The sequence below is a fragment of the Rhodococcus sp. DN22 genome, assembly GCF_036669995.1.
Lineage (GTDB): Bacteria > Actinomycetota > Actinomycetes > Mycobacteriales > Mycobacteriaceae > Rhodococcus_F > Rhodococcus_F erythropolis.
In genome coordinates, this window is sequence record NZ_CP133326.1 from 6200957 (window position 1) to 6220670 (window position 19714).

At 63.7% G+C, this 19714-nt stretch carries 15 protein-coding genes; 10 read left to right on the plus strand and 5 right to left on the minus strand.

Annotation, left to right across the window (positions count from 1 at the left end):
* Positions 1 to 138 precede the first annotated feature (138 nt).
* From RA302_RS28660 to RA302_RS28670, 3 genes are read left to right on the plus strand one after another with little or no spacing between them, the layout of a single operon-like run.
* Positions 139 to 1494 carry a hypothetical protein gene (locus tag RA302_RS28660; RefSeq protein ID WP_007735530.1) on the plus strand — a complete coding sequence of 452 codons (1356 nt, stop codon included), beginning with the start codon at positions 139 to 141 and terminating at the stop codon, positions 1492 to 1494.
* Positions 1494 to 2078 carry a GNAT family protein gene (locus RA302_RS28665; protein ID WP_030537128.1) on the plus strand — a complete coding sequence of 195 codons (585 nt, stop codon included), beginning with the start codon at positions 1494 to 1496 and terminating at the stop codon, positions 2076 to 2078. Before RA302_RS28660 ends, RA302_RS28665 begins: the two co-directional genes overlap by 1 nt.
* Positions 2079 to 2123: 45 nt before the next feature.
* Positions 2124 to 2903, plus strand: a complete 780-nt coding sequence (locus RA302_RS28670) for a DUF4190 domain-containing protein (protein WP_030537127.1) — start codon at positions 2124 to 2126, stop codon at positions 2901 to 2903.
* Between the two features lie 6 nt (positions 2904 to 2909).
* Here RA302_RS28670 and RA302_RS28675 read toward each other — a convergent pair whose 3' ends face one another.
* Positions 2910 to 6752: a helix-turn-helix domain-containing protein gene (locus RA302_RS28675; RefSeq protein WP_030537126.1), complete on the minus strand. Its 3843-nt coding sequence runs from the start codon at positions 6750 to 6752 to the stop codon at positions 2910 to 2912.
* Positions 6753 to 6938: 186 nt separating this feature from the next.
* On the opposite strand from RA302_RS28675, the gene RA302_RS28680 reads away from it, so the two are divergent.
* A complete protein-coding gene (locus tag RA302_RS28680; RefSeq protein ID WP_003941253.1) occupies positions 6939 to 7238 on the plus strand; it encodes a LuxR C-terminal-related transcriptional regulator in 300 nt (99 codons plus the stop codon).
* Positions 7239 to 7240: 2 nt separating this feature from the next.
* Here RA302_RS28680 and RA302_RS28685 read toward each other — a convergent pair whose 3' ends face one another.
* The 3 genes from RA302_RS28685 to RA302_RS28695 form a co-directional block, all read right to left on the minus strand.
* A complete protein-coding gene (locus RA302_RS28685; RefSeq protein ID WP_030537124.1) occupies positions 7241 to 8818 on the minus strand; it encodes a glycosyltransferase 87 family protein in 1578 nt (525 codons plus the stop codon).
* Positions 8819 to 8857: 39 nt separating this feature from the next.
* Positions 8858 to 11005 (minus strand): transglycosylase domain-containing protein, encoded by a 2148-nt coding sequence (locus tag RA302_RS28690; RefSeq protein ID WP_007735524.1) that lies wholly within the window; start codon positions 11003 to 11005, stop codon positions 8858 to 8860.
* Between the two features lie 562 nt (positions 11006 to 11567).
* Entirely contained in the window at positions 11568 to 11987 is a 420-nt protein-coding gene (locus tag RA302_RS28695; protein WP_042448217.1) for a DUF5318 family protein, read from the minus strand.
* A 128-nt stretch (positions 11988 to 12115) separates the two neighbouring features.
* Between RA302_RS28695 and RA302_RS28700 the strand changes: the two genes are divergently transcribed.
* The 6 genes from RA302_RS28700 (at position 12116) to RA302_RS28725 (ending at position 17544) form a co-directional block, all read left to right on the plus strand.
* Positions 12116 to 12955 (plus strand): DUF1707 domain-containing protein, encoded by an 840-nt coding sequence (locus RA302_RS28700; RefSeq protein WP_051720890.1) that lies wholly within the window; start codon positions 12116 to 12118, stop codon positions 12953 to 12955.
* 9 nt (positions 12956 to 12964) lie between these two features.
* Entirely contained in the window at positions 12965 to 13786 is an 822-nt protein-coding gene (locus tag RA302_RS28705) for a DUF1707 domain-containing protein (protein WP_030537121.1), read from the plus strand.
* A gap of 9 nt (positions 13787 to 13795) precedes the next feature.
* Complete coding sequence (locus RA302_RS28710) at positions 13796 to 14566, plus strand: DUF1707 domain-containing protein (protein WP_030537120.1); 771 nt, start codon at positions 13796 to 13798, stop codon at positions 14564 to 14566.
* Positions 14567 to 14682: 116 nt separating this feature from the next.
* On the plus strand, positions 14683 to 15246 hold the full coding sequence (locus tag RA302_RS28715) for a PadR family transcriptional regulator (protein WP_003946014.1): 564 nt from the start codon (positions 14683 to 14685) through the stop codon (positions 15244 to 15246).
* On the plus strand, positions 15239 to 16342 hold the full coding sequence (locus RA302_RS28720) for an inositol-3-phosphate synthase (protein ID WP_003945979.1): 1104 nt from the start codon (positions 15239 to 15241) through the stop codon (positions 16340 to 16342). The genes RA302_RS28715 and RA302_RS28720 overlap by 8 nt, the downstream gene beginning before the upstream one ends.
* A gap of 146 nt (positions 16343 to 16488) precedes the next feature.
* The gene (locus RA302_RS28725; protein ID WP_007735517.1) at positions 16489 to 17544 is read left to right on the plus strand and encodes a 2-oxoglutarate and iron-dependent oxygenase domain-containing protein; all 1056 of its coding nucleotides are present in this window, start codon (positions 16489 to 16491) and stop codon (positions 17542 to 17544) included.
* Positions 17545 to 17551: 7 nt separating this feature from the next.
* On the opposite strand, the gene RA302_RS28730 is transcribed toward RA302_RS28725, so the two are convergent.
* A complete protein-coding gene (locus RA302_RS28730; protein ID WP_030537119.1) occupies positions 17552 to 19669 on the minus strand; it encodes an FAD-dependent oxidoreductase in 2118 nt (705 codons plus the stop codon).
* Positions 19670 to 19714: the final 45 nt, after the last annotated feature.

A 19714-nucleotide genomic window follows, 5' to 3' on the forward strand; every position in this document is an offset into this window, starting at 1 on the left:
GCAACCCTCGTAGGTTACACGAGGGGCCTTGACCAGGGAAATCGTCCCGGCCCTCCGGGAAGACCGCCAGGTCGATGCGCGACGCGTGGCGCAGACGCATCACCCCGCGAGCCACTGCGCCCCCTTAGGGTGAGAATCATGCGAACAGACCGCAAGACCCCGGCGTCGATCCTGGCGTTGGTCGTCGGATTGTGCGGGCTGACGATGGCGCTGGGCTATTTCAACAAGGCCAGATGCGGCGGTGCACCGTTCGCGCCCGACGGACGAAGCCTGAACTTCGACGTCAACAAGAACATCGACGTCTGCTACTCCGACATTCAGTTGCTCTGGCTCGGACGAGGTATCGATCAGCATCTGTTCCCCTTCGTCACCGGAGGGATAACGCCCGAAGGATTCCTGACCGGCGGAACCGTCGAATACCCGGTGCTCAGCGGAATTCTGATGTGGCTGGGCGGTATCGGCTCACACACCGACACCGATTTCCTTCTGCACTCGGCCCTGATCCTGGCTCCTTTCGGACTGCTCACGGCGTGGATGCTCGGCAAGATGAGCGGCGCGTACGCGCTCGTGTGGTCGGCGACTCCGCCCCTGGTTCTGTACGCATTCCACAACTGGGAGCTCCCGGTGGTGGCCACCAGCGTCGGCGCGATCTTCCTGATGACGTTCGAGCGGATCCCGCTGCGAACTCGCGCGGTTCTGGCGGCCGTCATCCTGGCGATCGGTTTCTGTTTGAAGCTGTACCCGGGAATGTTCGTGCTGCCGCTCATGGCCTACGTGCTTCTACGCGGCACCGAAGGCAAGCGCTACGACGTTCGTGGAGCGCTGATGACGGCGGGCGCGGCGATCGTCACCGTCGTCCTCGTCAACCTGCCGTTCGCCCTCATTTCCTACGAAGGCTGGCGCGCGTCGTTCAGCTTCCAGGAGAAGCGAAGCGCGGACATCACCACCAACTCGGTGTGGTTCTGGGGTTTGCGCCCCTTCTACGGTTTCGGAGTTCGCGAACTCAACGCCGACTACGACGCACTGGTGAGCATCCTGTCTCCGGTGATGATCCTGTTGTCGTTCGCGCTCGCGATGTATCTGGGTTGGCGCCGCTACGTCCGCGACGGCTACTTTCCGTGGATTGCAGTCAGTGCCGCGATGCTGTGCGGATTCGTGTTGCTGCACAAGGTCAATTCACCGCAGTACACACTGTGGATCCTGCCTTTCCTCGTACTGTTCAAGATCCGGTGGTTCTGGATCGTCGCCTATCTGATCGCCGACGCAGCGTTGGGTATCGGCATCTTCCGGTACTTCTACCAACTGGACATGAATCTCGATCCGAGCAAGTACGAGGCCGTCGTCCAGGCGAGCGTGTGGGGCCACGTCATCCTGCTCGCCGTGTTCTTCTTCTTGTTCCTGCGAGTCCCGTTGCGGTATCCGCTTGCCGGTGGGACCGATCAGATTGCCAACTCCGACAACAACCTTCCGACTCACTCACGGGAGCACGCCTGATGACTGCATCATGGTTCGAATCACCGACGCTGACCGGTGATCGTGTCCGACTCGAACCCCTGGGCGTCGCGCACACCGACGCTCTGCTCGCTGCTGCCGACGACCCGGCGATCTTTCGTTGGACCGCATCGCCCATCACCGATCGGGAACAGGCACAGAAGTACATCGCTGCAGCAACCGACGACCCTAATCGGATCGCCTTTGCGCAGGTGAACATCGTGACGAACGCCGTGGTCGGCACCACGTCCATGTACCAGATCGACCCGGTAAACCGCAGTCTTGCAATCGGATACACGTGGTTGTCGCGATCGGTTCAGGGAACCGGGATCAATCCCGAATCGAAGCTGCTCCTGCTTCGTCACGCCTTCGACCAGCTCGAAGCCGTACGCGTCGAGTGGCACACGGACGAGTTCAACGATCAATCCAGGGCCGCGATCGCAAAGCTCGGCGCTCAGTTCGAGGGCCTGCTGCGCAAGCACCGACGCCGTGTCGACGGCAGTTGGCGTACAACAGCGCTGTTCGCGATGACCGACGACGATTGGCCGACCATCGCACCTCAGCTCGAGACACGTACCCGAAACTAGCCATCACCTGCACTCTTCGACGAAGTCCATGCCAAGATTCACCTCATGAGCGATCAGGGTGGGTACGGGTACCAGGGCAATCAGAATTGGCAACCGGCTCCGTACGGGCAGCCCGATCCGTACGGCAGGCGGCCGACGAACACACTCGCGGTACTCGCCCTCGTCTTCGCGTTCCTCATCGCGCCGTTGGGGATCGTCTTCGGGCACATCGCTCGCGGCCAGATCAAACGGACCGGCGAAGAAGGCGACGGACTCGCCCTTGCCGGACTGATCATCGGCTACATCTTCACCGCACTCGGCATCCTGGCCGTGATCGTGTGGATCGCGTTCTTCGGGCTGCTCGCCGCCGCTTTCGGCAACGCCGCCAATGAAGCGAGTTCGCGGAGTCTCACCTATACGACGCCGTACTCGTACTCCACGACCACGACTCGGGCGCCGAGTGCACCCACCACAGCGCCGAAAACGACGACGCCCCCACGCGTCACAACCTCGATCGGACCAGCGCCGACCGTCTCGGGCACCAACCGTCAGGGCTTCATCTCCGGCGGCCCCAGTTGCAACTCCACCAATCCTGCCGTCGCCATCGCCGTCACGACCGGATCACGAATCGTCATCTGCGAAACCGGAGTCGGGCGTTACTACTACAAGGGTCAACGGCTGAGCGACGGCGCCACCATCGAACTCGACGATCCGACGCCCACCGGCAACGGATTCACCGTCACCAACAAGGACGTGACGTACAAGCTCACCTCCGCCGGACTGGTGATCACCGGCAGCGGAGGCGAGCTGGGTCGGGAACCGGCGCTCGAGTTCTGGATGAACTGACCCACGTCAGCCGGCACACGGATCCTGATAGGGAACACCGGGCAGGTACCGCTCCCATTCGGCTTCCGTGATGGGAGATCCTGCGGTGCGGCACAATCGATCAACGACGCCGTCGGGGTCGATTCCCCACAAGCGAACGGTCTTGTCCGACCCGCTACCCGCGATCATGTCACTCTCGCCGGCGAACTGAGCGTCGTTGACGCGACCCGGGTAGGCGGACAGCGTCGCAAATCGTGTTGCCTGCGAGGGAGTCTCGATGTCCCAGAGCCAGACGGTTCCGTCGCCGACACCGGCAGCGAGCCGATCACCGGCGCGGTTGAACGAGATCGAATAGATTGCGCCCTCGGGGCCGACGAGACGAGCGAGTTCCTCGGGTGCCGACGGTGTGCGTACGTCCCACACGGCGACACCGTGATCCGCACTTCCAGCGGCCAACAGCGTTCCGTCGGCGCTGAAAGACACTGCTAATGCGTAGCTTTCGAATCCACCCACCGTCGCCGCCACCCGGGGCGACGCTGCGTTCGACACGTCCCACAGATCCACTTCGTTCTTGGCGTTCGCGATCGCCAAGATGTCGGTACCTGGCTGAAAGGCCATCATCTGCGGGTAGGAGCCGACATCGGTCGACGACAACAGTTTCGGAGCCGACGGGTCGGAAACGTCGACCAACGCAATACTGTTGTCGTCCTGCGAGGACACCGCCAGCAGATCTCCGGCGGGATTCAGCGCGACAACCGCCACGATGCCCTTCACATATACCGCAGGCTCGCCGTAGATACGTGGCGACGCCGGATCACTCAGGTCCCAAAGATATGCACCGCCGCCGCCGGTGCCGCTCACAGCCAGGTTCCCGTCTGCCGACACCGCCGACGCACCGCTGAAAGAGTCGTCCCCTTGCGGTTTCAACTCCGGCATCACCGCGGGGCGATCGAGATCCTCGGTGTTCCACGCCAACATCGCGCCACCCCTGGCACCGACGCCGGCCACCAGACGCGAGCCGTCCGCGGCAAAGGGACTGGTGAAGATCGTGTCCCGAGCTCCCGCCCAGACCGGACCCGGAAGAGCCCACACGCGAGTCACACCGTTGAGTCCCCCGGTGACCAGATTGCGGCCGTCATCGCTGTAGTCGACTGTGGTCACCGCCCCACTGTCCGGAAGTGTCTCGATCAATGCCCCGGTTCGGGGGTCCCACACGCGCACGGAGTTGTCGGAACTCCCTGCAGCAAGGCGTGTTCCATCTTTACCGTAGTTGAGTTCGTTGACGTAACTGGAGAATCCCGTCAGCGCCGGGAGGGGAGCAGGGCGCGCCGGATCGCTCATGTCCCACCGAACCACCTCCCTGCCAGTCGTTCCCGCCGCGAGCTCACGTCCGTCCGGGCTGAAGGCGACGCCGAGGTAGTGGACGGTGGTGCCGTTGGGCTCGGTCGCGAAGATCGGCGCCGATTCCTCACCCCACTTCGCGACGTCCCACACGCGCAGAGTCGCTTGACGCCCGCCCGTCACGAGGAAACGTCCGTCGGGGCTGAACGTCGCGGTGACAATGCCGTCAGCTGGATGCGGAAGAGCAGGCAAAGCAACGGCATTCGTGGAGGTGTCGATGTTCCATCGCAGGACGTCGGGCGTCGAGGTACCGGCGACCAGCTTGGTTCCGTCTGGGCTGAACTCCATGTCCTGCACTACGCGTTCACCGTCGACGGGAAGTGTTCCACGGACCGGATTCTTCGGGTCCGACACATCCCAGAGTGCAGCGCCGCCGGCACCACCGGTCGCAAGGAGCCGTCCGTCCGGGCTGTAGGCGACGGCAAAGAGGGCCGTGCCCTCCGAGACTCCGAGGAACTCCGCCTGCGGAACGGCTGAGGCAACACCGTCCACCATCGGATAAAGCCTGACCTTCCCGTCCGAACCACCCACCGCCACAACAGTTCCAGCTGGGTTGATCCGGGCCTTCATCGCGCCGGGCGGTCCGATGATGCGAGTAGCCGAATGAACGCCCGACGCATCCAGCAATGCCGAGCGGGCTTCGGTCGTTTCGTTGACCGCAAATGCCGCCAGAGCAAGCTGCGACGCCAGCGACGGATCCCGCTCACGCATCCTGATCGACTCGGTGGCCACCTGACGCGACATCGCCTCGTCGCGCGCAGTATCTGCTTGGACACGTTGACGATTGGCGCCGATACCGGCGACGGTGGCAACCACCGCCAACACCAGAGCGATCACCGACGCGGCTGCCAGCGCAGTCACGAGCCGTCGTAGCACGCGTGTACGTCGGCGATCGGCAAATTCCTGCTGATCACGATGCTCGATACTCGCGGCGAGGTACTCCCGCTCGGTGGCGTTGAGGTCGGCGGCGCGGGTCCGACTCGGTTCCAGTGGGAGACCGAGTTCACCCGAGTTCAGCCATTCTTCCGTCAGGTGAAGACGTGCGGGTCCGAGCAGCGCGCCGGGGTCGCGTCCACTGTCTTCCCACACCTGCGCCGCGTACGTGAACCGGCGATGAACCGCCAGGCCGGCGCGGTCCGAGTCGATCCAATCGCGAAGCCGACTCCACGCTGACAGTAAGACCTCGTGCGAAACCTCGACGGTCTCCTCGTCGACGGTGAGAAGGCGGCGTAAGGCGAACCGGTCGATGACGGTATTCACGTCGTCGACGTCGTCACCGAGGAAAAGTTCGGTGCGCGGTGCCCGCCGACGCGTCTGCGTCACTTCGTCGACGTTGACCAATCGCAGGAAGATCCTGCGCGCCAACTGCTGCTGCCTCTCTGTGAGCTCGCCGTACACTTCCTCCGCGCTTTGCTGGACAGCTCCGGCGATCCCGTCGGTGGCGTAGTAATCCGAGACGGTCAGAGTTTTACGCGTCGACCGTTGCCAGGTCCCCAACAGTGCGTGTGACAGCAAGGGCAAAGCTCCGGGGTCGCTCGCCGTGCGCGAGCCGCGTGGTGTCAGCTCGGAGACCAGAACCTGAACCAATTCGCTCTGCACGGTCATCCCGGCCTTGACCGCCGGCTCGACGATCACCTCGCGCAATTGTTCGTCGGTCAGCGGCCCGACCACCATCGGCGAATCGTCGAGCAGCGGCACCAAAAGTGGTTCCTCCGCCGCGAGCCCGTAGAAGTCGGCGCGCATTCCGATGATTGCGATCGTGTTCTCACCGAGTTCCGCGAGGGTCCGCAGTATTTCCTCGCGCCGATCACCGTCGCACTGCGTCCACAGTTCCTCGAACTGGTCGAGGATCAAGACGGTTGGTTCGTCGGAGATCGACGACGGAATTCCTCCCGTACCCGGCTGCAGGGTTTCCACCCGCCAACCGTCGAACCGTGGATCGTCCCCGGCGATCTTGGGGGCGAGCCCGGCCCGCAGCAACGACGACTTACCCGATCCGGAGGCACCGATCACCATGAACTGACGGCGACCGACACCTCGTATCGCCGACGCCACCCGCTCAACCAAGTTGGCAGTGAGTTCGTCTCGACCGAAGAACCACTCGGCGTCCTCTTGCCGGAACGACTCGAGACCTCGATACGGAACGGTGGCGTCGCCGCGTCGTCTGGCCGTCAGCTGTCTCACTCGTTGCACCGCACTGATCCAGCGCTGCCGCTCATCCTCGGAATCGACGCCGCAGGCCTCGAGGAGCGCGAAAAACATCGGGGTACTCGCCGGCGTCGGCAGGTGTTGGCCGGCAAACCATCCGCTGACGGTTCCGTGCAAACCACCCGAACGCTCGACGGCTTCGCGGACCGTCAGTCCGGCTGCGTTCCGCAGTGCAGTGAGCGTCTCAGCAAACTGCCCACGCGACTCGATCCGGGCGGGATCGACCTGATTGTGCGTACCGGCTTCCGCCTTCGAGTTCATAGCGACGCACTCTATCGGAGCAGGTAGGGGATTTGTCCGTTGTATGGACTCTGTATCGAGAGAGTTGCACCCGTTCCACTGAGACACCTCGATCGAAATACTCGTCTCAGTCGCACCCTGAGCCAGCAGCCCTTCTGCAAATACGGCAGTCGACGCCCATCCCCTCCGTCGAAAGGCGCTACTCGCATGTCTTCAATCGGCATTTCTCCGAAGATCGAGGCAAACGTGTCCCGAGTCGGCAACCCCAAGCACGGCAAGCACAAGCCGAAGCTGAGCGTCCGTGAGATCGAAGTACTTCTTGCCTGGCTACGTTCGGATTCCAAGTCCGAGGTCGCCGAGACACTCGGCCTACGCGTCTGCACCGTCAACACACACATCACTCGGATCCGCACGAAGTACAGCGACGTCGGGCGGCCGGCTCCCACGAAGGCAGCATTGTTTGCCCGCGCGGTCCAGGACGGGTACACCACCCTCGACGAGTGGTGACCTCAGACCGTGACGGGTTCCGGTTCCTTCGCCTTGGACGGCTTCAGCCAACCGGGTAGCCAGGCAGGTTGTTTGTCCGGTGCTTGATCGAGAACACCGCCCGCCGGATCGTCGATGAACCCGTACCGCACGAGATCCTCCGACGGCCGGTAGATCTGCCGGAGCACCAGCGCGCACAGAACGAGTACCGCGATGTCCCGGATCACGACCGTTCCGGTGAACCACTGCTCGGGCAGCCCCTTGTTGGACACCCCGAGGTAATACATCATTCGTGGAACCCAGACCAGGGCGTCGATGGTCATCCACGCGAGCAGGAGTCTGCGGTGCGGCAAGGCCAACACGGCCAGCGGCACCAGCCACAGAGAATACTGCGGGCTCCACACCTTGTTCGTGAGCAGGAAGCCCGCCACCAACAGGAAGCACAGCTGCGCAACTCGCGGACGACGCTGCGCCGTCAGGGCGACGTATCCGACACCGATGCAGACGGCCACGAACAAAAGCAGAGAGACGGCGTTGAGATTCGACGGCGACTCACCCTGTGCGAGAGGACCGTCGAGGCCCTTCCACGACGTGAACGACGCGATCACGTTGTAGAGCGAATCCGGATCGGCCCCGCGTTCGGAGTTGAGCCGGAAGAACTCGTACCAACCATGGGGGTACAGCGCGGCAATGGGCAGGTTCACCGCAAGCCATGCCGCGACCGCGCTGAGAGCGGTCACCAGCCAGTCCCTCGTCTTGCCCGCGCGCAGACACAGGACCAAGAGCGGTCCCAGTAGGAGCAGCGGGTAGAGCTTTGCGGCGCCGCCCAGGCCGAGCAGGATTCCCGCGAGCACGGGCCGCTTGCGTGCCCACGCCAACAACCCACCCGCCGCGAACGCCGTCGCCAGAGGATCGAAGTTCGTGAACACGTGCACGATCACCAAAGGGGAGCACGCGATCAGAGCGCCGTCCCACACTCGTCGTCCGGCCAGCAGGGTGCTCGCCCACACGGTGACCAGCCACGCCAACGCCAACCCGAACGCCACGACGTTGAAATAGAGCGCCACCTGAATCGCGCCCGGCAGCCAGGTGATCGAATCCCACGCCTTCGCGACTTTCATTGCGCCGTACTGGTAGAGCCCCGAGATGACCGGATACTCCATGTACCGCATCTGGATCGAACCGTCGCCGCGTACTTCTTCCCACGACGTCTTGTACGGGAATGCTCCCTGATCGAGGCGCTCGGCTCCGTACAGCGGAACGGTATCGGAGTAACACATCGCCACGTACTGACGGCTGCCACTCCAGTCGAGGCCGACCTGCCCGCTCTCGCCGACCGGCGCCTGCTGAATACAGCCCGCCTTGGCGAACCAGCCGAAAGCCAAGAACACCACGGCGAGCAGAAGGATCACTCGCATCGGTGTGAAGAAGCGAGTGCGCCCGATCAGTGCGTGACGACCTACCGGACCGCCGACGGTTCCCGACAGCGCAGACACCATCGCGTCGTTGCGACTGGGAACGTCCCGCCAATCCGCCGAACGAAGATCTTCGGCCAGCGGAGCGGGGGAGGTCGGTTCGGCATCATCAGCATTCGCGGCCACTCCGCGAGGTTACCGTCTTTCGAACCGACCACCCTCCAACTACTGGCCGGGGCTCACACCTGCCGGTTCTTCCTCGGTGGTCTCGCCTGCCCCTGGTACCTGTGGCGTGGTTGTCGTCGGCCGGGAGATGCCCGGAATCGGGATCGTGATGCCCGGCAGAACCTCGACCTGCGTCGTTGTCACCACGGGCGGCGGAGTGGTTTCCGTCGTCGTCGGTGCGGTGGTCGGCGGCGCCGACGTCTTGGGCGGTGCGGGAGCCGTGTACTCCGGAACACCACCGGCTTGACCGTTGATCTTGCCCGGCGTCGGGAACTTCTCGTTGTCGGTGCCCTCGAGGGCGCCGTCCATCGTGTCCTTCCAGATGTCCGAAGGCAGACCTGAGCCGTAGATCATCGCGCCACCGGAATTGGTGATCGCTTCACCGTCGGGAGTTCCGACCCAGACCGCGGTCGAAAGCGACGGCGTGTAGCCGACCATCCACGCGTCCTTGTTGGCTCCGGTGTCACCGAGCTGCGCGGTACCTGTCTTCGACGCCGACAGACGTCCGCCGGCCAGGTTGTGACCGCGCGAGTACGCCGCGATCGGCTGCATCGCAGCCGTCACGTTGTCCGCCACGGCAGCGTCGATGCGGTCTTCACCGGCGGGCGCGCCGCGGTCCAGCAGCACGGTGCCGTCGGCCGCGACGACCTTCTGCACGAAGTGCGGTGCGTGATACGTACCGGACGCGGCGAGTGTCGCGTACGACGACGCCATGTCGAGCACGCGGGCCTGGTACTGGCCGAGCACGATGCCGTTGTTGGGGCCGGAACCGTCGGCCTCGGTGAGCGACGGGCCGACGCCCGGGATGTCCTTCGGGATGCCTGCCTTGTGAGCGATGTCCGCGATTTCCTGCGGGCCGTTGCCGTCGAGGCTGAGCATCTGGCGGTAGAAGCTGGTGTTCAGCGAACGCTTGAGCGCCTCTGCGATGGTGCAGGTGCCGCAGCTTTCACCTTCGACGTTGCCGATGGAGATGCCGTTGACGGTCAGCGGTGAGCTGTCGTACATCTGCGAGAGCGGGATTCCCTGATCCAGGGCGGCTGCGAGGCCGAACACCTTGAACGAGGAACCGGTCTGAAGTCCGGCATTCGCGAAGTCGTATCCCGCGCCGTCCTCACCGCCGTAGTACGCCTTGACGGCTCCGGTCTTCGGATCGACCGAGACAACTGCGGTACGCAGATTCTCCGGCTCGCCCTCCATATTGGAACGGGCTGCTTCGACCGCTGCGGCTTGAGCCTGCGGGTCGATGGTCGTGGTGATCTGCAAGCCCTCGGTGTTGAGCAACTGCTCGCTGATTCCAGCGTCGCCGATCTCCTTGAGCACCTGACGCTTGATCAGGCCCTCGGGGCCGGTCGAGCCCTGGCTGCTGTTGTCGACCTGGGCGAGCGGGATGTAAGCGGGGTACTGCATCGGCGTGCGCGCGGCCTGATCCAGCGTGCCTGCAGACACCATGCCGTCGAGCACGTAATCCCAGCGGGACTTCGCGCCTGTCGGGTTGGTCTCGGGATCGAGGAGCGACGGAAGCTGGATCGACGACGCCAGGACGGCGCCTTCTTCGATGGACAGCTGGTCAACGGGCTTACCGAAGTAAGCCTTGGATGCTGCGCCGATGCCGTACGCACCGCGACCGAAGTAAATGGTGTTCAGATACGCGGCGAGGATGTCGTCCTTGGACCACTCGTTGGCCATCTTCGAGGAGATGACGAGTTCCTTCATCTTTCGCGTCAGCGAACGCTCCGAGCCGACAAGCGCCTTCTTGACGTACTGCTGCGTGATGGTCGAGCCACCACCGGCGCTGTCGCGACCGAGGACGTTGTCACGGGCTGCGCGTGCGAAACCGGAGATCGAGAAGCCCGGATTCGAGTAGAAATCGCGGTCCTCTGCGGCCAGAACAGCGTTGCGAACGTGCGGCGGTACCTGATCGAGCGAGACCTCGACGCGGTTGCCATCTGGCGGGACGACAGTGCTGATCACCGTGGTGCCGTCGGCGGCAAAGACCGTCGCCACCTGATTGGTCTTGAGGTCACCGGGTTTGGGGACGTCCTGCACGATGTACGCGGCCATGAAGGCAAGGACGGGCAGAACAAGACCGAGCGCCACCAAGACGTAGGCCGAGCGGCGAACTGTGCGCCACTTGGACTTCTTCTTCACGGTGCTCTTTCTTCCCTTCGGGGGTTGTCCGTCGTTGCCACCGCCACCGGAGCCACCTGTCGGCGGCTTCGTCGGCGGAGGTCCGACCGGCGGGCGGGTGCCCGCGTTGCTACGGGTGGTCGCTGCTGCTGCCGCGACGCGCTGGGTCGGTTCGTTCGCCTGAGCGCCTACGGCGCGATCTCGAGGCGGCGGGCCGGCAGGTCGGCCTTGCGGCGGACGACCCTGAGGAGGGGGACCGGCGGGGCGGCCCTGAGGAGGCGGGCCCGAAGGTCGGGCTTGCGGCGGGCGACCCTGGGGCGGGGGTCCCATCGGACGACCTTGCGGCGGACGACCCTGAGGGGGCGGACCCATCGGAGGGCGTCCCTGCGGTGGTGGGCCCATGGGACGTCCCTGCGGCGGACGACCCTGAGGAGGTCCGGCGGGACGGTTGGGACCGACGGGACGGCCACCCGGGTTGTTGCCGCCCGGGTTGTTGTTGCTGGGGGAACTCACGAATCAAATCTCCAGTGGTCACGGACCGATCACGTGCAGACTTCGATCGGGCCCTTCTTCGGGTGTGGCGTTACTCGCTGGCGGTGCGCCGGCTTGGTGGGCGTGCTCGCCGCGGTCGCGGCGGCGCAGGTACTGCGCCGAGCACATAGGACTGCACCAAGTGGTTCCAACTGCAGGTACGGCACACCTCTACAACGTGCACCGTGAACTCCTCTGCTGTTTCCGCAAGCCGAGCGAGCTCGTCCGAGGTTCGGGCCGATCCCGAAACCTGACCGAGCTTGTCGCCGAACACCCAGGACACGAGCGTCAACTGTTCCTTGCGGCAAATGGGGCAGACGACGTCGCTGCCCCGGCCGTGGAACTTCGCGGCTCTGAGTAGGTACGGATCGGCGTCACACACCTGCTTGACGTCGGTCCGACCCGCAGACACTTCGGCCAGCACAGACCGACGCGCGAGCGCGTAGTCCACAACTTGCCGCTGTATCCGCACCTGACCAGCGTACGTGCGTCCGTGCCGCGACGGACGGTTCGGGAGGGTCACGATGAACACATTTCGGGGGCTGGGGGCATGGCGACCAGCCATTACGATCACTTCCTGTGAAGTCTTCTCGTTCTCCGATGACGCGTGCTCGTGATCTTGATCGCGTCGAAACGTGCAATGTGTTGGACGCCGCGTACGCCGAAGGGCAGTTGAGCGCGGAGGACTACTTCGACCGGACCGAGAAGGCGAAGTCCGCGAAGACCCTGCTCGCACTCGCACGCCTGGTCAACGATCTGCAGGTGCCGAAGATCGAGACCAAAACGGTGCCTCGGACGTCGACGGCACGAAAGGCCGTGTTCGTCGGTGCTGCTGCTCTGATCGTCGTCGGCGCGATCGCCGCAGTGGCGTGGAGTCGGTCACCGTTGACGCCCTCGGAAGACATCACAGCCAGTTATGCCAGCACTACTTCCCTCGCTCCGCCGTTGCCGACCACCACCCCGGTGCCGGAGCCGACCGTCGAACCGATCCTGATCGCACACATCGACACGTTGACGCCGGAAGGAATCGGCGCATTCATCGAGAGGTATCGCGACGAGTACGGCGACATGTTCGTAGACGACGCCAGCTTCCACGGCGACTACTCCGCAGTGAGCCGGGCCGTCCCCGATGCTCCCGCTCTCACCGAGTCCATCAGTTTTCGCGACGGCTTCGAGAGGGAAGTGACGTCCACTCCGCGGCGAACTGGCCAGACGCCCTTCGACCTCGGTTCCATCCAGATCGACAAGCTCGCGCCGTACATGGTGAACATCGGCGACTATGTCAATGTTTCGGACGCCGCGATCACCCACTTGATCGTGGACGCGAACTACGGCGTCCCGGAGATCGCGATCTATGCAGAGAACGGACTCGGCCACCAAGGACGCATCGAGGTCACGCCGTGGGGCGAGATCTCTCGTTCCTACCCGTACGGGAGCTAGGGTGAGCCGGTGAGTGGGTCCCCGACTACTACCTCTACGCGCACCCGTGCGCGCGACGTCGACCGTTCCGATACCTGCGCCGTTCTCGATACGGCTCTGTCCGACGGCCAGATCACGGTCGACGAGCACGCGAACCGGACGGCTGCGGCCATGACCGCGACCACGCTCGGACAGCTCGATCTGCTGGTCCGCGATCTGCAGAAAGCAACGCTGCGCAACGCCGTCGCCAAAGTTCGCCGTATCGACAAGATCTGGTACCTCGCAGCCGCATCGACTATCTTCGCCGGCCTGATCGGGTACCTCACCTTGTCCGCCGACGATTCACCCCCACCGCCTCCACCGGCGGCAGCCGAAAACGTCGAACCGCTTGCCCCCATTGTGAGTTCGACGTTGAACACGGTCACCGCAAGCGGGATCGGGGAATTCATCACCAGATACAGCGCCAAGTACGGCACGACGATAATCGATTCCGCCAACTTCTACGACGGCTATGCAAGCGTCACTCGCGCCGCCGCTGTCTCGCCGAACCTGGAGGAAGACATCGACTTTCGAGGCGGTTTCACACCACGCGACAGCACGTCGACTCGAGCAGCCAGCACCGTCACCTTCGACCTCGCTGCCGTCGACATCGACAAACTCGCCGGATATCTGGCAGGAGTGTCCGCAAATCTCAACGTCCCCGACGCCGAGATCACACACATCAGCATGAGTTCGTCGAGCGACGATCCACGCGTCTCCATCTACGCCAGCAACAACCTCGGCGCGAGCGGGTGGATGGATCTGACGCCTGACGGACGCCCGATCCGCTTGTCTCCCTTCACTCCTCGATAGGCCCCGGACATGCCGAACGATCTAACCAGGACCACCCGCGCTCGCAATGCCGATCGCGAGGCTACCTGCGCAGTGCTGGACTCCGCCTTCGCCGACGGACAACTCACGGCGACCGAGCACGACGAATTGACCGAACTCGCCGCGGTGGCAGTCACTCTCGGCGATCTCGAAGATTTGACGTTCGATCTGCAGACTGAGGCGTCCCTACCCATTCTTCGGAAAGAACCTTCGCTCGACACGCGTTGGATTGCCGTTGTGATCATCGCGCTGTCACTGGTCTCGGCTGTCGGTTTCGGAATCAAATACGCCGCGTCCGACGTCACGATCTTCTCGAGCCCCGAGCCACAGTTACACACCGTCGACGGCCTGGGGGCGATGTTCCATGCCATCGAAACGGAGTACGGCAGCGGACTGGTCGACGAGATGACCATCTATCCCACTTATGCACGCGTAACGCGCGCCGATCCTGCTGCGCAGCGCAAGAGCCTCGACAGTTACTACCGAGGCGACCTCGAGGACACGACTTCGGGAGGATCGCGCGAACCCGACGTGACACAGATCGACGTCACACAGCTCGATCCTCGCATCGTGATCGCCCTGCTCGACGGCGCCGGAACCACAACGTCGGTGCAAAATCCGACCACTCGGTACGTCTCTGTCGGAAGCACCGAAACCGTGCCGACCATCGAGATCCACGTCGGCAACGACCTCGACGAAAGCGGGTACCTGACCGCTGGCCTCGACGGGGAAATCATGTCGATCTACCCGTTCACCCCCTGATCTAGCCGTGACACCTTGGTACACGTATCGGGCCGCAGTGTGGTTTTATATATCGGCGCGATATAGTTGGTTATCGCATCAAGCGGTTAGGTTCAACGACTCGGGAGGTTTGTCAGTTGCTCGAACTCGCAATCCTCGGGCTGCTCCTCGAGTCACCGATGCACGGATACGAGCTGCGTAAGCGGCTCACTGGTCTGCTCGGCGCATTCCGCGCGTTCTCGTACGGATCGCTGTACCCGGCACTGCGGCGCATGCAAGCCGACGGATTGATCTCGGAAGACGTCGACACTGCCACCGGCACGCTCAAGCGTCGGGCGCGTCGCGTCTACCAGCTCACTCCGGAAGGTCGGCAACGGTTCACCGAACTGGTCGCCGACACCGGGCCGCAGAACTACACCGACGACGGTTTCGGCGTTCACCTCGCCTTCTTCAGCCGCACCCCCGCAGAAGCGCGGATGCGGATCCTCGAAGGCAGGCGACGCCAGGTCGAGGAGCGCCGTGAGGGGCTCCGCGAGGCCGTCGGTCGGGCCAGCGGATCGCTGGACCGCTATACCCGTCAGCTCCATCAGCTCGGACTCGAATCGAGTGAACGCGAAGTGCGTTGGCTCAACGAATTGATCGCAGCCGAGCAATCGACAACAGGAACATCCCGGAAAGAAGGAGAACCCGACCATGGGTGAGAACAGCACCGCGGTGCGCGTAGCCATTGTGGGCGTGGGTAACTGCGCCTCGTCCCTGGTTCAGGGCGTCCACTACTACAAGGATGCCGACGAGACCCAGACGGTCCCCGGCCTCATGCACGTCAAGTTCGGTAAGTACCACGTCCGCGACGTGCAGTTCGTCGCTGCGTTCGACGTCGACGCCAAGAAGGTCGGCTTCGACCTCTCCGAGGCGATCCTCGCGAGCGAGAACAACACCATCAAGATCGCCGACGTCCCGCCCCTGGACGTTCCCGTTCAGCGTGGCCCGACCCTCGACGGCATCGGCAAGTACTACGCCGAGACCATCGAGCTGTCCGACGCCGAGCCCGTCGACGTCGTCAAGGCACTCAAGGACGCTCAGGTCGACGTCCTCGTCTCCTACCTGCCCGTCGGTTCCGACGACGCTGACAAGTTCTACGCACAGTGCGCGATCGACGCAGGCGTTGCATTCGTCAACGCTCTGCCCGTCTTCATCGCTTCCGACCCGGAGTGGGCTGCCAAGTTCAAGGACGCCGGCGTCCCGATCGTCGGCGACGACATCAAGAGCCAGGTCGGCGCCACCATCACACACCGCGTGATGGCGAAGCTGTTCGAAGACCGCGGCGTCGTGCTGGACCGCACCTACCAGCTCAACGTCGGTGGAAACATGGACTTCAAGAACATGCTCGAGCGTGATCGCCTGGAGTCCAAGAAGGTTTCCAAGACCCAGGCCGTGACGTCCAACCTGACCGGCGCACTTGCCGGCAAGGTTCACGACCGCAACGTCCACATCGGTCCCTCGGACTACGTGGAGTGGCTCGACGACCGCAAGTGGGCATACGTCCGCCTCGAAGGCCGCGCCTTCGGTGACGCTCCCCTGAACCTGGAGTACAAGCTCGAGGTCTGGGATTCGCCCAACTCTGCCGGCATCATCATCGACGCCGTCCGCGCAGCCAAGATCGCCAAGGACCGCGGCATCGGTGGACCGGTTTACCCGGCTTCCGCTTACCTGATGAAGTCCCCGCCGGTCCAGATGGCCGACGACAAGGCTCGCATCGAGCTCGAAGCGTTCATCATCGGCGCTGACGAAGCTTAATTCGACTCACACTGATTCGGGGTCTTGCGCCAATGGCGCAAGGCCCCGATTCTGTTATCCGCAGGGTGTTTCCGCATCCGCGCGGGTAATCACGCCTGCGGCTGCCGAATTGCCGTGCGGGTCCGGGTGCCGCTCAGCGTGGAATGATGGACATCAGAACCATCACACGGATCGAGGACCCCATGTCGATTACGTCGCTGCCAGTGCTCGATCTATCGCTTGCGCAGAACCCCGACACCGCCGAGCAGTTCCGCACTCAGCTCCGCGAGGCCACCCACGAGGTCGGATTCTTCTACCTGGTCGGCCACGGAATTCCCGACGAACTGCAGCGCCGCCTCCTCGCCGTCGCCCGCGAGTTCTTCGCGCTGCCGACTGCCGAGAAGCTCGCGATCGAGAACGTCCGCAGCCCGCACTTCCGTGGGTACACCCGGCTCGGCGGCGAACTGACCGAAGGCAAGCAGGACTGGCGCGAGCAGATCGACATCGGCGCCGAACAGCCCGCGGCCGAGCGCACCGACACCTCACCGGCCTGGGAGATTCTGCAGGGCCCCAACCAGTGGCCAGACGCCCTTCCCGAACTTCGCGACGTCATCACCGAGTGGAACGACACACTCACCTCGATCGCATTGAGCCTCTTACGCGAATGGGCGGTAGCCCTGGGCCAGGATGCGAACATCTTCGACGACGCGTTCGCTCACGATCCGTCGATCCTCATCAAGGTGGTGCGTTACCCGGGCCGCCCGAAAGGTGCCGGCTCCCAGGGCGTCGGCGGACACAAGGACGCGGGTGTGCTGACTCTGCTCTATGTCGAACCGGGCAAAGGCGGTCTGCAGGTCGAGCACGACGGCGACTGGATCGACGCGCCGCCGATCGACGGGGCGCTGGTGGTCAACATCGGCGAACTGCTCGAGGTCGCTACCGGCGGCTACTTGAAAGCGACTGTGCACCGGGTAGTTTCACCCGAGGGCGACGGTGAACGTATCTCGGTGCCGTTCTTCTTCAACCCGAACTACGCAGCGCAGATCCCGGAGTTCGACCTACCTCCCGAGCTGGCGGCGCGCGCCACCGGCGTCACCGTGGACGCGAACAACCCGATCCACGATTCCTACGGGGCGAATGCCCTCAAGAGTCGACTACGTGCGCACCCCGATGTCGCGGCCCGCTGGTGGCCGGACATCGTTGCGGCACAAAGCGCTACCTGATGCTGAACTACAGATCCATCGCGACTTTCCACGCCGTGTGCATCGCGCCCTCGATGTAGTCGACGTTCACCGCGTCACCGACCACATGTACGTCGGACACGACACCGATCAGAGAATCGGCCAGTGGCGCCTGCGCCGACACTCCCGACGCGACGACAACCATGTCGGCTGGAGCGGTCCGTGTCTTGTCACCGGAACGGAATTCGACGTGCTCCTTGGTGATTCGCTGCACCGTTGAATTGCGGTGAATGTCCACACCGACATGCTTGGCGTGGCGCACCGCCGTCCAGCGGCGCGGCATCGCCATCGGAATACCCAACTGCTGGCCTTCTTCGATCAGCGTCACATTGCGACCTCGCTCGGCCAGGAACTCCGCAAGCTCGAGTCCGACAAGCGAACCACCGATCACGACAACGTCTTTACCCATGGGCAGGAACTTGCGGGTCACAGCTCGGATCGCCGCGGGGCTCTTGGTGATACCGGACAGCTTGCCCAACTTGGCCATCGTCCGCAGGAACGGCGGTACCTGTGAGACGTCTCCCGCTCCGGTCATCAACGCGCGCAACGAATCACCGGTGTGCACGTGCGGCAAGTCGCCGCCCGGAACGCTAGGCCGCTCACGGACTGCACCGGTGGCCACGACTACGGCGTCGGGGTTCAGTGCCCGGATCGAAGCAACCGAGGCTTCGGTCTTCAGTCGAACATCGACACCGAGACGCTCGATTTCCACTTTCAACCAGCTGAGCAGACGCCCGTTGTCCGGGGTAGTGAGGCTCGAGAACCACAGGGTGCCACCGAGGCGATCGGACTTGTCCAACACCGTGACTCGGTGCCCACGTTCAGCGGCCACGCGGGCCGTCTCGAGACCACCGGGGCCCGCTCCGACCACAACAACGTGTTTCGGAGTGCTGGTCCGAACGAAGGGGAGAAGCGCTTCGTTGCCGAGCGCGGGATTGACAGCGCACAGCGGGGTCTCGTCCCAGAAGTTCTCCTGCACGCAGACGTAGCAATTGATGCAAGGCCGAACCCGCTCGGGTACACCGTCTTTGAGTTTGTTCACCAACTGTGGATCGGCCAGGAGCTGGCGGCCCATTGCGGCGAAGTCCGTGCGACCTTCCGCGATCATCTTCTCGCCGACCTCGGGGAGCATACGTCCGACGGTGATCACGGGGATCGATATCGCCTGCTTGATTCGCGTTGCATTGTCGGTGTAGTAGCCGACCTTGTCGGGCAGTGGTCCGTCGGTGAAGTTGGCAAAAGCATTCAGCGCGGTACCGGTGACATGAATGGCGTCAGCTCCGGCCTCTTCGAACATCTTCGCGGCCGCAGCAGCCTCGTCGACCGTCAGCCCGTCGGTTTCGCCGTACTCTTGACCGGCCAGACGCACGATGACGGCAAGCGCACCACCGACCTCCTCCTTGACCGCCCGAATGACCTCACAAGCGAGGCGAGCACGGTTCTCCATGGAACCTCCGTACTCGTCGCTGCGCTGATTCGTGTACCGACTCAGGAACGCTCCGAGGACGTAGTTGTGGGCACAGTGAATCTCGACGGCGTCGCCGCCCGCCGCCTTCACCCGTCCGGCAGCCTCGGCGAACATGCGAACCAGCCAATCAAGATCTTCCTTGGTTGCCTCGTGGTACGTAGCCCTCTTGCCCTCGTTGATGGCAGCCATCTTGCCCAGTTCTTCTGGCGTGCAATCGGCCATCGCGCTCATGTCACCCGGCGGCTTCGGCGTGGACGGGACCAACTGCGGTCGGCCGTCGAGGGTATCGATGCGCGCCACCTTGCCGTGGTGTGTCATCTGCACACAGAGCTTGCTGCCTGCGTCGTGGACTGCGTCGGCCAACGCCTTGAGACCGGGGATGAACCGGTCTTCCGAAAGCCCCGGTTCCTTGCGGCTGGTGCAGCCCAGCGGATACGCAACAGCGCAGCAACCGGTGATGATCAGACCCGTTCCACCAGCTGCACGCGCCACGAAGTGGTCGATGTCGCCCTTTTCGATTTCCCCGTCTTCACACAGGTTCATGTCCATCGCAGGGAGAACCACGCGATTGGGCACGGTCATCGGGCCGATGGTGCCTGGTGCGAGCAGGTGCGGAAAGGTCTGGCTTCGGATCGTCACGAGCAGACGCTAGAACTGGACCACGCCCATCCGTTGCCGCACTCC

Excerpts from the sequence above, each read along its gene's own strand:
- RA302_RS28660 (WP_007735530.1), top strand. The coding sequence starts at position 139 with ATGCGAACAGACCGCAAGACCCCGGCGTCGATCCTGGCGTTGGTCGTC.
- RA302_RS28665 (WP_030537128.1), top strand. The coding sequence starts at position 1,494 with ATGACTGCATCATGGTTCGAATCACCGACGCTGACCGGTGATCGTGTC.
- RA302_RS28670 (WP_030537127.1), top strand. The coding sequence starts at position 2,124 with ATGAGCGATCAGGGTGGGTACGGGTACCAGGGCAATCAGAATTGGCAA.
- RA302_RS28675 (WP_030537126.1), bottom strand. The coding sequence starts at position 6,752 with ATGAACTCGAAGGCGGAAGCCGGTACGCACAATCAGGTCGATCCCGCC.
- RA302_RS28680 (WP_003941253.1), top strand. The coding sequence starts at position 6,939 with ATGTCTTCAATCGGCATTTCTCCGAAGATCGAGGCAAACGTGTCCCGA.
- RA302_RS28700 (WP_051720890.1), top strand. The coding sequence starts at position 12,116 with ATGACGCGTGCTCGTGATCTTGATCGCGTCGAAACGTGCAATGTGTTG.
- RA302_RS28710 (WP_030537120.1), top strand. The coding sequence starts at position 13,796 with ATGCCGAACGATCTAACCAGGACCACCCGCGCTCGCAATGCCGATCGC.
- RA302_RS28720 (WP_003945979.1), top strand. The coding sequence starts at position 15,239 with ATGGGTGAGAACAGCACCGCGGTGCGCGTAGCCATTGTGGGCGTGGGT.
- RA302_RS28725 (WP_007735517.1), top strand. The coding sequence starts at position 16,489 with ATGGACATCAGAACCATCACACGGATCGAGGACCCCATGTCGATTACG.